9 protein-coding genes and 4 tRNA genes are annotated in these 12,544 nt (G+C 61.9%); 3 read left to right on the forward strand and 10 right to left on the reverse strand.

The genetic code is table 11. The features are described 5' to 3' along the window. Nucleotides 1-14: 14 nt before the first annotated feature. On the forward strand, nucleotides 15-3,311 hold the full coding sequence (locus tag H620_RS0114140) for a PAS domain S-box protein (RefSeq protein WP_023379435.1): 3,297 nt from the start codon (nucleotides 15-17) through the stop codon (nucleotides 3,309-3,311). A gap of 51 nt (nucleotides 3,312-3,362) precedes the next feature. On the opposite strand, the gene H620_RS0114145 is transcribed toward H620_RS0114140, so the two are convergent. The 10 genes from H620_RS0114145 to gltX form a co-directional block, all read right to left on the reverse strand. Then, nucleotides 3,363-3,806 (reverse strand): Hsp20 family protein, encoded by a 444-nt coding sequence (locus tag H620_RS0114145; RefSeq protein WP_023379434.1) that lies wholly within the window; start codon nucleotides 3,804-3,806, stop codon nucleotides 3,363-3,365. Between the two features lie 164 nt (nucleotides 3,807-3,970). Next, complete coding sequence (locus H620_RS0114150; RefSeq protein ID WP_023379433.1) at nucleotides 3,971-4,942, reverse strand: tRNA dihydrouridine synthase; 972 nt, start codon at nucleotides 4,940-4,942, stop codon at nucleotides 3,971-3,973. A 51-nt stretch (nucleotides 4,943-4,993) separates the two neighbouring features. Beyond that, nucleotides 4,994-5,428, reverse strand: a complete 435-nt coding sequence (locus H620_RS0114155) for an acyl-CoA thioesterase (RefSeq protein ID WP_023379432.1) — start codon at nucleotides 5,426-5,428, stop codon at nucleotides 4,994-4,996. 103 nt (nucleotides 5,429-5,531) lie between these two features. Next, nucleotides 5,532-6,365 (reverse strand): alpha/beta hydrolase, encoded by an 834-nt coding sequence (locus H620_RS0114160; RefSeq protein WP_023379431.1) that lies wholly within the window; start codon nucleotides 6,363-6,365, stop codon nucleotides 5,532-5,534. Between the two features lie 24 nt (nucleotides 6,366-6,389). Continuing rightward, nucleotides 6,390-6,929: a TetR/AcrR family transcriptional regulator gene (locus tag H620_RS0114165; protein ID WP_023379430.1), complete on the reverse strand. Its 540-nt coding sequence runs from the start codon at nucleotides 6,927-6,929 to the stop codon at nucleotides 6,390-6,392. A gap of 168 nt (nucleotides 6,930-7,097) precedes the next feature. Beyond that, nucleotides 7,098-7,173: transfer RNA gene (locus H620_RS0114170), tRNA-Glu, on the reverse strand. 41 nt (nucleotides 7,174-7,214) lie between these two features. After that, nucleotides 7,215-7,290, reverse strand: a tRNA-Ala gene (locus tag H620_RS0114175). Nucleotides 7,291-7,343: 53 nt separating this feature from the next. Continuing rightward, nucleotides 7,344-7,419 (reverse strand) — tRNA-Glu (locus H620_RS0114180). A 72-nt stretch (nucleotides 7,420-7,491) separates the two neighbouring features. After that, a tRNA-Ala gene (locus H620_RS0114185) sits at nucleotides 7,492-7,567 on the reverse strand. Nucleotides 7,568-7,908: 341 nt separating this feature from the next. Beyond that, nucleotides 7,909-9,390 carry a glutamate--tRNA ligase gene (gene gltX, locus H620_RS0114190; RefSeq protein WP_023379429.1) on the reverse strand — a complete coding sequence of 494 codons (1,482 nt, stop codon included), beginning with the start codon at nucleotides 9,388-9,390 and terminating at the stop codon, nucleotides 7,909-7,911. 143 nt (nucleotides 9,391-9,533) lie between these two features. On the opposite strand from gltX, the gene H620_RS0114195 reads away from it, so the two are divergent. Together H620_RS0114195 and H620_RS0114200 are read left to right on the forward strand one after the other, a co-directional pair. Further along, entirely contained in the window at nucleotides 9,534-10,589 is a 1,056-nt protein-coding gene (locus H620_RS0114195) for an HlyD family secretion protein (RefSeq protein ID WP_023379428.1), read from the forward strand. Beyond that, nucleotides 10,579-12,129 (forward strand): MDR family MFS transporter, encoded by a 1,551-nt coding sequence (locus H620_RS0114200; protein ID WP_023379427.1) that lies wholly within the window; start codon nucleotides 10,579-10,581, stop codon nucleotides 12,127-12,129. The genes H620_RS0114195 and H620_RS0114200 overlap by 11 nt, the downstream gene beginning before the upstream one ends. Nucleotides 12,130-12,544: the final 415 nt, after the last annotated feature.

Raw genomic sequence — 12,544 nt, forward strand, 5'->3', positions numbered from 1 at the left:
AAGGTCTGGTACCGATGCCCAAATCAGCAAACCGCTTTCCGCGCCTGCCGCGCATTTCGGCGGCCGACCCTCAGGAGTCGGAACAGGCCTGGCAAAATGCTCCGCAACTGCTTGCCGCGCTCAACGGCGCCCACCTGGGGGCCTGGCTGTGGGATATCGAAAGCGGCAGGGTCAGCTGGTCGCGCGGAACCCAGGCGCTGTTCGGTTTCGACCCACAACGCCCGCTGCCCATCGACATCGACTACCTCGACCTACTGCCAGAAGAGGATCGCGCCCGCACCCGCCAGGCCTTCCAGGCGGTGGTCAACGGCGAGCCGGTGGAGCAGGCCATGCGCCACCGCATCCGCTGGCCAGACGGCAGCCTGCACTGGCTGGAAATCAATGGCAGCCTGACCCGCGACCGCCATGGCCGCCCGCAGATGATCGGGGTGATCCGCGAGATCACGCGCCAGCGCGACCGTGAAACAGCGCTGATCAACTCGGAAAAGCGCTTTGCCACCCTGTTCCACCTCAGCCCCAACGCAATTTTGCTGACCCGACGCCATGACGGCATGATCTTCGAGGTCAACCAGCACTTCGAAGACATGTTCGGCTGGCCCGGTAGCCAGGTGATCGGCAAGACCAGTTTCGAGCTGGGCCTTTGGGTAAACCCAGAGCAACGCCACCAGGTACTGGAGGCCACCCGTGCCAATGGCGGCCCGTTGACCTTGGAAGTGCAGTTTCGCGCCAGCAGCGGCAAGATCCACGACGGCATCCTGTGCACCCAGGGCATCGAGCTGGAAGGCGTCACCTACCTGATCAGCACCTTCGTCGACACCACTGAACGCAAACGTGCCGAGCAGGCCCTCAAGGACAGCCAGGAGCGCCTTGACCTGGCCCTGGACTCGGCTCAACTGGGCACCTGGGACTGGCACATTCCCAGCGGCATGCTCTACGGCTCGGCCCGCGCCGCGCAATTACACGGCCTGGACCCTGTCCCCTTCCACGAATCGTTCGACTCCTTCTTCGAAGGCGTACCGGAGCAGGAACGCAACAGCATGCGCCAGGCTTACCGCAGTCTGCGCGAAGGTCCGGCGGGCAACTACCAGATCACCTATCGGGTACAGCTGGAAAACGGCGCCTCACGCTACATCGAGAGCCGCGCCCGGCTGTATCGCGACGAACAGGGCAACCCGTTTCGCATGGCCGGTACCTTGTTGGACATCACCGACCAGGTCGAACGCGAACAGCGCCTGAGCGCTTCGGAAGAAAAATTCGCCAGCCTGTTCCAGGTAAGCCCGGACCCGATCTGCGTCACCCGCCAGGACACCGGCCAGTTCATCGAGGTCAACCGGGCCTTTTCCCAGACCTTTGGCTGGGACGCCGACCAGGTGATCGGCCGCACGGCCGAGCAGATCGGCCTGTGGGCCGAGACCTCCGAGCGCGCCCAGCGCATCGAAAGGGTCATCCGTGAACGGGCGCTGAACAATGTGGCCGTGGTGGTCAACCACCGTAACGGCTCAGCGCTGACATGCGTGATTTCCAGTTGCCTGATCACCGTCGATGGGCAGCCCTGCAGCGTCACGACGCTGCGCGACATCACCCAGCAGCAACGGGCCGAGGCCGCGCTCAAGTCCAGTGAAGAGAAGTTCGCCAAGGCGTTCCACTCCAGCCCGGATGCCATCACCATCACCGAACGCCATAGCGGTCGTTACCTGGAGGTGAACGACGGCTTCTGCCGATTGACCGGCTACAGCGCCGCCGAAGTGATTGGCCGCAGCGTCCACGAACTGGGGATCTGGGCCGACGACAAGCAGCGCAGCGCCTTGCTCGGCGAACTCCGCGAGCGTGGCCGGGTCCACCACCGGGAGATGCTTGGGCGCAACAAACGCGGTGATATCCTGACGGTGGAAGTGTCGGTCGAGCCGATCAGCCTGAACGAAGTCGAATGCCTGCTGCTGACCGCGCGCGACGTGAGCCAGTTGAAGAATGCCCAGGCGCAGATTCGGCACCTGGCTTACCACGACCCGTTGACCAACCTGCCCAACCGCGCCCTGCTGATGGACCGTCTGAGTCAGCAGATCGCCCTGCTCAAGCGCCACAACCTGCGCGGGGCACTGCTGTTCCTGGACCTGGACCACTTCAAGCACATCAATGACTCCCTCGGCCACCCGGTGGGCGACACCGTGCTGAAGATCATCACGGCTCGCCTGGAGGCCAGCGTGCGCCTGGAAGACACCGTGGCGCGCCTGGGAGGCGATGAGTTCGTGGTGCTGCTCAGCGGACTGGAGGGCAGCCGTGAGGTGGTCGAGCACAAGGTCCGTGAATTGGCCGACACCCTGCGCGAGCTGCTGGCCGAGCCCATGTCGCTGGACGGCCAACGGCTGCAGGTCACGCCGAGCATTGGCGTAGCGCTGATTCCCGACCATGGCGCGACCCCAGCCGACCTGCTCAAGCGCGCCGACATTGCCCTGTACCGCGCCAAGGACTCCGGGCGCAACACGACGCAGCTGTTCCACACGACCATGCAGAAAGCCGCCAGCGAGCGGTTGCGGATGGAAAACGACCTGCGCCTGGCCCTGGCGCGTGGCGAACTCGCCCTGCACTTCCAACCCCAGGTCGATGCCCGCGACAACCGGATCGTCGGGGCCGAGGTGCTTCTGCGCTGGCACCACCCGCAACTGGGCCAGCAGGCACCAACGCAATTTATCCAGGTGCTTGAAGAAAGCGGCCTGATTCTTGAAGTTGGCAGCTGGATTCTCGACGAAGCCTGCGATGCCTGTGCACGCATGCTCGAAGATGGCCTGGTCGACCCCGACGACTTCAGCCTCTGCGTGAACATCAGCCCCCGGCAGTTTCGCCAGAACGACTTCGTCGAACGCGTGCTACGCAGCCTGGACGATTACCGCCTGCCGCGACATATGCTCAAGCTGGAGATCACCGAAGGCATCGTCATCCAAAACCTTGAAGACACCATCAGCAAGATGCGCGAGCTGAAGCGTTATGGCGTGAGCTTTGCCATGGATGATTTCGGAACGGGCTATTCGTCGCTGACCTACCTCAAGCGCCTGCCGGTGGATGCACTGAAGATCGACCAGACCTTCGTGCGCGATGCGCCGGACGACCCCAACGATGCCGAAATCGTCCGCGCGATCGTGGCCATGGCCCGCAGCCTCGACCTGGCGGTAATCGCCGAAGGCGTGGAACTGACCGAGCAACTGGAGTTTCTCGAATTGCTGGGGTGCCACCTGTATCAAGGCTACCTGCACAGCCGGCCGCTGCCCTTGCCTGAGTTTCGTCAGCTGCTGCTCGAGGCGCCTGCCAATTACTGAGACAAAAAAAGGGCACCGCTACGGGTGCCCTTTCTTGAGTGTATGCAGCACTCAGTTCAGCGCTGGCGTGTCGCCATTGATCGGAATGCGCTTGGCCTTGGCTTCTTCCGGCACGATGCGCAACAGGTCGATGCTGAGCAGGCCGTTGGCCAGACCCGCGGACTTGACTTCGATATGGTCAGCCAGGCGGAACGACAGCTTGAAGGCGCGCTGGGCAATGCCCTGGTGCAAGTAGGTCACTTCCGCTGCGGTGTTTTCGCGTTTGCCACCGGTGACGGTCAGGACGCCTTTTTCGACTTGCAGGTCGAGGTCCTGCTCCTGGAAACCGGCCGCTGCAACCACGATACGATAGTGGTCATCGCCATGTTTTTCTACGTTGTAGGGAGGGTAGCTGCTACCCGCCTCGTTACGCGCCGCAGATTCGAACAGGTCGTTGAAACGGTCGAAACCAACGGAATGGCGGAACAGTGGTGCAAGAGAGAAAGCGCTAGTCATGGTCATAAACTCCTGAGATTTCAGCAAGTAAGTCATTGCGCGACCCGACTTCGGCATCGCGTACTCAAGAAATATGTCCGGGGAAAAGGCTTTCAAGGGGTAGGCAAAAAAAATTTTAGGGGGGCTGAAAACAGTATCGCCGGCAAGCCGGCGACAGGGACGCATCAAGCCACGCATTCCTCGAACGCGGGCACCTCGACCCCGAGCAACCGGCTGATCCGCTGGCAATCATCCTCGCGCCGCAGCTCGGCGAACAACACCACCGCCTCCGGGTAACTACGGGTCAGCATCGCCAACCATTGCTTCATGCGCCCCGGCGCGTAGCGCGGCGACAACTTGGCCTGGGCTTGACGCCAGAATTCGCGCAGCAACGGCAACAGCGCCTCCCAGGACATCGGCTGGAGCTCGCGGCCATCGCGCGCTGCGGCGATCTGCAACGCCAGGTCCGGACGCGAGACCAGGCCACGACCCAGCATGATGTCTTCGGCGCCGCTGACCTCGCGGCATCGTCGCCAATCGTCCACGGTCCAGATCTCGCCATTGGCGAACACCGGCACCTCGACCACATCCTGCACCCTGGCCACCCATTCCCAATGGGCCGGCGGCTTGTAGCCCTCGACCTTGGTTCGGGCATGGACCACCAGATGCGCCGAACCACCTTCGGCCAAGGCCGTGGCACACTCCAGCGCGCCATCAGGGCTATCGAAACCCAGACGCATCTTGGAGGTTACCGGAATGTGCGCAGGCACCGCGCGCCTTACCTCACGGACGATGGCATGGAGCAGTTCCGGCTCCTTGAGCAGCACGGCACCGCCCCGCGACTTGTTGACCGTCTTGGCCGGGCAACCGAAGTTCAGGTCGATCACTGGCGCCCCCAACTGGCAGGCCAGCGCAGCGTTTTCGGCCAGGCATACCGGGTCGGACCCCAGCAATTGCACACGCATCGGCACCCCGGCCGCGGTGCGAGCGCCGCTGCGCAGCTCCGGGGCCAGCTTGTCGAAGGACGAGGCCGGCAACAAGCGGTCGCAGACGCGAATGAACTCGGTGACGCACCAATCGATGCCGCCCACTCGGGTCAGGACGTCGCGCAGGATGTTGTCGACCAGCCCCTCCATGGGGGCCAGGGCAATTTGCATTTCTGGGTCTCGGCGGGAAAAGGCCGCAGTCTAGCAAAAAACGCCGCCGGGTCAGGCACCGATCAGCGCCGGGCCGTAGCCGTCGAGAAACTCCGCCGGCATGCGCTTGGGCTTGCCGCTGGACAGCTCGATGCAGGCGAAGGTGGTCTGGGCGCGGAGCAGGGTGACGCCATCCCGCGGGCGCTTGAGCTGAAAGCGACGGGTCATGCGCAGACGTTGATCCCAGTCGATGATCCAGGTCGCCAGTTGCAGCTCATCGTCTTCATAGGCGGCAGCGAGGTAGTCGATTTCATGCCGAACGACCGCCATGGCCCGGTCAAGACGCCGGTATTCGGCCAAATCCAACCCCAGGCGCTGGGAGTGGCGCCAGGCGCAGCGCTCCAGCCAGGTGACGTAAACCGCGTTATTGGCATGGCCGAGACCGTCGATGTCCTCGGTGCCGACGCGCAGGTCGATGATGAATGGTGTTGCCAGGTCCCAGCTCATGCCCTTTTCCTTGATAAAGAATGGGTTGCCTGTACCGGCCATATCGCCGGCAAGCCGGCCCCGACAGCAGGGCCGGTCGATGAGCGGGCAGTGTAACGGAAGCTCAGGCGCTTTGCCGCGCGGGAGTGCCGGCGCCGGCCAGCAATTCGAGCACTGCTTCACTCAGCCGCGGATCGGCCAGCACCCGCTGGTGCCCTCCTTCCTCTAGCAGCATCAGCCGGCTGTCGAACCAGGCTTTGTGAATGATCTGCGCCTCATCGGCGGACACCAGCGCATCATCGGCGGCGTGCACCACCAACCCTGGCAGTTCCAGCTGGTAGGCGCTGACGTCCAAGCGGGCAATCTGCATCCCCACATCCCGCTCGACTTGGCGAATGAAAGCGGCCCTGGCCCGTGCCGGCAGGCCAAGACGCCGGGCGAAGCCACGCAACACACCCAGCAACTGCGCAGGTGCGGCGATGCTGACCGCCGCCTCGGCCCGCAACCCCATCTGCAATGCCAGCAGCACACTGGCTCCGCCCATGGAATGGCCGATCACCGCGCGCAAAGGGGGTAGTTCGGCAGCGGCTTCAAGCAATGCGCGCGCGAACAACACCACATGGGCCTGCTGGCCGGGCGAACGCCCATGAGCCGGCCCTTCCAGCGATACCACGGTATGCCCGGCCTGCACCAAGGTTTCGATGAGTGCGGCAAACTGGGTCGGCCGCCCCTCCCAACCGTGCATCAGCAACACGGTCGGCCCCTTGCCCCAGCGCAACGCCGACAAACCGAAACGCAGGGTGATGCGCTCGGCCTTGGCCAGCAAGGGCAACTCCCACGGTTTGGGCGGCAGGTTGCGCGGGGTCATGAAGGCGCGGCGCATCTTGCCGGCGATGTGTTCGGGGGCCAGATGACCCAGGGTGCCATTGACGCCACGAATCCAGCTCAGGGTAGTCATCGCCTTGCTCCAGGTGTAGGGGGTTCAGATCACCGCCGACTTGGCGGCGCGCAGGATGCGGTCGGATAGCGCATCGGTGCCCAATGCCCGAGCCAGGGCCAGGCCGCCCACCATCAAGGCAAGGTCGGCCAGGGCCTTGTCGATGTCTTCGGGGCTGTCGACCATTTGCGCGGTCATCAACTCGATGTGCTCGGCCAACACGTCGCGAAAGGCCTCGGGCAGCCGTTGCATCTCCCCCAGCGAGTTGGGCAACGGGCATGCCTGAACCTCGGCGTCGCGGTGCTTGCGCGACAGGTAGAACGCCGCCGCAAGCGCCCGCCGCCCCGCTCCATCCAGGCTCGGATCGACCTGGGCAAGCAGCGCGCGACGCTCGTTCAACAACTGGCGGAACGCCTCCAGCATGAGCTCGTCCTTGCTGTCGAAGTGGGCATAGAAGCCGCCCACCGTCAGCCCGGCAGCACCCATTACCTGGCTGACACTGGGCTCGGCCGGCCCATGCTGGATCAATGCCGTGCGGGCGGCTTCCAGGATACGTTCGCGGGTCTTGCTCTTTTTATCGCTCATGGGCACCTCGAATATGATAGGCATCATATTATGCTCATAATATTTTTTGGCAAGCGAAAAAACACGACTCCCGGCACGGGGCGAGCACATTGGCGGAGGGGAGAAAAAACAAAAGGCCCATTCAATAATCGAATGAGCCTTTGAAGTCCCGCAAAACGCGGGTAAAAATGGCGTCCCCTAGGGGACTCGAACCCCTGTTACCGCCGTGAAAGGGCGGTGTCCTAGGCCACTAGACGAAGGGGACGTAACCTTCGCGAAGATCCGCTTTAACGAACCCCGGCAAATTGGTGGAGCTAAGCGGGATCGAACCGCTGACCTCCTGCATGCCATGCAGGCGCTCTCCCAGCTGAGCTATAGCCCCGGATTTCTAGCCTCTCGGCCCAGCGACATCCTGAAACATCGCTTGTGTGAAACTGGCGTCCCCTAGGGGACTCGAACCCCTGTTACCGCCGTGAAAGGGCGGTGTCCTAGGCCACTAGACGAAGGGGACGAACCTTCTTACCTTCAAGACCCGGTTGCTGGACCCGGCCTTGCTTATCGGCATTCACCGTTAAGCGGAATTTGGTGGAGCTAAGCGGGATCGAACCGCTGACCTCCTGCATGCCATGCAGGCGCTCTCCCAGCTGAGCTATAGCCCCACAATGTCGCGCTGAACTGAATCACCGGCTGGGTGCCTGGCGCTTCGTTTTAGTTCATCGCTGTGGACGGGGCGCATATTAAGATCGGATTGCAGAGCTGTCAAACAAATTTTTGAAAAAATTCAAAAGTTTTTTTCGAGATAACAATCACTTACCGCCCTGCCCCAGTGCTACGGGTTGCCTCGCCTCTTCCGCGGCAGGCTGTGGGGGGCTTTATGTCGCGAAAGGGCCGCGTGCGACCCCTGCGATTTTGCGTTGCAACTAAAACCCTGGGACCGCAGGGCGGCCCGTTCGCGGCACAAGGCCGCTCCCACAGCGTGCGCTGCAGCTGTCGATCAGGGTCAGGCGATGTTGGCCAGCAACTTTTCCCACTCTTTGTTTTCTTTCTTCGACACCCCGCCCAGCAGGTCGAGCGCTTGGCGCAGGCGATAGCGGGTCAGGTCTGGACCGAGGATTTCCATGGCGTCGAGCACCGATACCGAACTGGCCTGACCGGTGATGGCGGCGAACATCAGTGGCATGGCATCACGCAACTTGAGCTCCAGCGCCTCGACCACGGCCTGGATGCAGGCGGTGATGCGGTCTTTTTCCCACTGACGCAGGCTTTCGAGCTTCCACAGGATCAATTGCATCACCTGGCGCACCTGGTCGGTGGACAGCTTTTTGCTTTCGAACAGCTTGGCATCGAGTTTGAGCGCGCCTTCGAAGAAGAAGCCACCCAGCGGCGCGATCTGGCTGAAGGTTTCAACCCGGCCTTGTACGTGCGGGGCGATCTTCATCATGTAGTCGCTGTTGAATGCCCATTTCTGCACACGAGCGGCAAACTCTTCCACCGGCAGCTCACGCAGCCACTGGCCGTTGAGCCAGGACAGCTTCTCGATGTCGAAGATCGGGCCACCCAGCGAGATACGCGACAAGTCGAAATGCTCGACCATCTCGGCCAGCGAGAACTTCTCACGCTCGTCCGGCATCGACCAGCCCATGCGCCCCAGGTAATTGAGCATCGCTTCAGGCAAGAAGCCCATGCGCTCGTAGAACGTCACCGAGGTTGGGTTCTTGCGCTTGGACAGCTTGCTCTTGTCGGGGTTGCGCAGCAGCGGCATGTAGCACAGCTTGGGCTGTTCCCAACCGAAATACTCGTAAAGCTTGATCAGCTTCGGCGCAGAAGGCAGCCACTCCTCGCCACGCAGCACGTGGGTGATGCCCATCAGGTGGTCATCGACCACGTTGGCCAGGAAGTAGGTCGGCAGGCCGTCGTTCTTCATCAGCACCTGCATGTCCATGCGGTCCCATGGAATCTCGACGTCGCCACGCAGCATGTCCGGAACCACGCAGATGCCTTCGCTCGGCACCTTCATACGGATAACATGCGGCTCGCCCGCCGCCAGGCGGCGCTGGACTTCCTCGGCGCTCATCTTCAGAGCACGGCCGTCGTAGCGCGGGGTCTCGCCGCGGGCCATCTGCTCGGCACGCATCTGCTCGAGCTCTTCGGCAGTGCAGAAGCAGTAGAAGGCGTGGCCAGCGTCGACCAGCTGCTTGGCGTACTTGGCGTAGATATCGCCCCGCTCGCTCTGCCGGTATGGGCCGTGTGGCCCCCCCACGTCCGGACCTTCGTTCCATTCGATGCCGAGCCAGCGCAAGGCGTCGAAGATCTGCTGCTCCGACTCGCGGGTAGAGCGCAGTTGGTCGGTGTCTTCGATACGCAGGATGAACTCACCGCCGTGCTGCTTGGCGAAGCAGTAGTTGAACAGGGCGATGTAGGCGGTGCCGACATGGGGGTCGCCAGTGGGCGATGGCGCGATACGCGTGCGAACGGTGGTCATGGAGAGTCTCGAACGAAAGATGAAACAAAGGCGGGATGTTAGCAGGGAGCGGGCACTCGGCTCCAGCTATGGCGCGATCGTCACTTGTGATTGCGCCGTTTGTCGCTGTTAAATTTGTTTACATTTCTGGAACGATAGTGCTCATGCCCGCCCAACTCAAACGCCGCCTGCTGGTCTTTCTCACCCTTGTCGCGCTCATCGCCCTCGCCTTCCTGGCTCACTGGTACTTCAAGGGTCGCTTCTTCGAAAGTACCGACAATGCCTATGTTCAAGGCGAGATCACCCGTATCTCCAGCCAGTTGGGCGCACGCATCGACGACGTGCGGGTTGCGGACAACCAGCACGTGAGCCAAGGAGAACTGCTGGTACGCCTGGAGGCCGCCGACTTCCAGCTGGCCGTGGAGCGTGCTCACGCGGCCCTGGCCACGCGCGAGGCCGAGCGCGCGCAGGCGGAAAGTCGCCTGACCCAGCAAGCCAGCCTGATTGCGGCCGGCCAGGCACAGGTTGCCGCGAACCAGGCTACCCTCGACCGTTCGCGCCTGGACTTGAACCGCGCCGAGGCGCTGCGCAAACCTGGGTTCGTCTCCGAGGAGCGCGTCACGACGCTGTCGGCGGAAAAGCACGTGGCCAGTTCTCAAGTCGACAAGGCCCGTGCCGACCTGCAAAGCCAGCGCCAGCAGGTAAACGCCTTGACCGCTGAGCTCAAGCGTCTCGATGCACAGATCGCCAACGCCCGTGCCGAACTGGCACAGGCTGAACTCAACCTGACCCGCTGTGAGATCCGCGCGCCGATCAGCGGCACCATCGGTCAGCGCAATGCGCGCAACGGCCAAGTAGTGCAAGCGGGTGCTTACCTGCTGTCCATCGTGCCGGACGAAGATATCTGGGTACAGGCCAACTTCAAGGAAACCCAGATTGGCCGCATGCAGCCGGGCCAACGTGTGGAGTTGCTGTTCGACAGTTACCCGGACACCCCGATCGAGGGTCGGGTCAATAGCCTGTTTGCGGCCTCTGGCGCGCAGTTCAGCCTGTTGCCGCCGGACAATGCCACCGGCAACTTCACCAAGGTGGTGCAGCGTATTCCGGTGAAGCTGACCTTTGCCCCCGACAATCCGCTTCACGGCCGCATTCGCCCCGGTATGTCGGTGACGGCAACCGTGGACCTTCGCCCCGAGCATGGCTCCCGCGATGGCCGGTGACACGCTGCTGAGACCGACGGCGGAGCCGACCCGACGCGACTGGATTGCCGTGATGAGCGTAATGCTAGGCGCGTTCATGGCGGTGCTGGATATCCAGATCACCAACTCCTCGCTCAAGGATATCCAAGGCGCGCTGTCGGCGACGCTGGAAGAAGGTTCATGGATTTCCACCTCCTACCTCGTGGCCGAGATCATCATGATTCCGCTCACGGCCTGGTTGGTGCAGTTGCTCTCAGCACGACGCCTGGCGGTCTGGGTATCGACGGGGTTCCTGTTGTCGTCGCTGCTCTGCTCGATGGCCTGGAACCTGGAGAGCATGATCGTGTTTCGCGCATTGCAGGGGTTCACCGGGGGGGCGTTGATTCCCCTGGCCTTCACCCTGACGCTGATCAAGCTGCCTGAACACCACCGTGCCAAGGGCATGGCGATGTTCGCCATGACCGCCACCTTCGCCCCGTCCATCGGCCCCACCTTGGGCGGCTGGCTGACGGAAAACTGGGGCTGGGAATACATCTTCTACATCAACATTCCGCCGGGCCTGTTGATGATTGCCGGCTTGCTGTATGGCCTGGAGAAGAAGGAGGCGCACTGGGAGCTGCTCAAAAGCACCGACTATGCCGGTATCGTCACCTTGGGGCTGGGCCTGGGCTGCCTGCAGGTATTCCTGGAGGAAGGCCACCGCAAGGACTGGCTGGAGTCGAGCCTGATCGTCGGACTGGGCACCACTGCCTTGATCAGCCTGATCGCATTCGTGATCTTGCAGTTCTCCAAGCCCCACCCGCTTATCAACCTGCGAATTCTGGGTAATCGCAATTTTGGCTTGTCGAGCATTGCCAGTCTGGGGATGGGGGTTGGGCTGTATGGTTCGATCTATCTGTTGCCGCTGTACCTGGCGCAGATCCAGGGCTACAACGCCTTGCAGATCGGCGAGGTGATCATGTGGATGGGTATTCCGCAGTTGTTTCTGATTCCGTTGGTGCCGCAATTGATGAAGGTGGTTTCGCCCAAAGTACTGTGTGCCTTGGGGTTCTGTCTGTTCGGCATCGCCAGCTTTGGTTCTGGGGTGCTCAATCCGGATTTTGCCGGGCCGCAGTTCAATCAGATCCAGGTTATTCGGGCGCTTGGACAGCCGATGATCATGGTCACCATTTCGCTGATCGCGACGGCTTACATCCTACCGCAGGATGCGGGGTCGGCTTCGAGCCTGTTCAATATTCTGCGTAACCTTGGGGGGGCGATTGGTATCGCCTTGCTGGCGACCTTGCTGGATGCGCGGAGCAAGGTGTATTTCGATTATCTGCGTGAGGCGCTGGTGCCGAGCAACCCGCAGGTGGCGGAGCGTCTTTCGCTTTTGGCCGAGAGGCTGGGGAGCGATAGCGCTGCGCTTGGCAAGTTAAGTGAGATTACCCATCAGCAGGCGTTGATCATGGCTTATAACGATGCGTTTCATTTTGTCGGGATTGGGTTGGCGGTGAGCATGGTGGCGGTATTGTTGACTAAGAAGTTGCCGGCGGGGTTGAAGGCAGGTGAGGCGCACTAAGATTGGTTTTCACAAATTCAAGTGCCGCAAACCCTTTTTTGCTTTTGCTTTTGCTCTTGCCCCTAGTGCGCGATAGTCCAGACACCACGAATCGCGACGTCAGGAGGCCGAACGCAGGCCTTGCGCAGGGAGGTGACGGGCATGGATGCCCGTCAAGCGCTGCGGCCCAGGAGGGGTCGTTCAGCGCGGTCCTCCCGGAGCAAGGCCGGAGTGAGGGAACCCCGGAGCGCAGCGTAGGGGCCGGATGATAGGAGCCAGACTTTTTTGGTTACTTTTTGGGGCGTCTGCCAAAAAGTGACCCGCTGTAAGAGCGGAAAGGTGATTGAGCGTCGCCTTGGCAAATGGATATGCTCATAAATCTAAATACCAAAACCTCAAACTTCAAACTTCAAAGCGAATACTTGGCGCTGGCATT

The sequence above is a fragment of the Pseudomonas taiwanensis DSM 21245 genome, from assembly GCF_000425785.1.
Lineage (GTDB): Bacteria > Pseudomonadota > Gammaproteobacteria > Pseudomonadales > Pseudomonadaceae > Aquipseudomonas > Aquipseudomonas taiwanensis.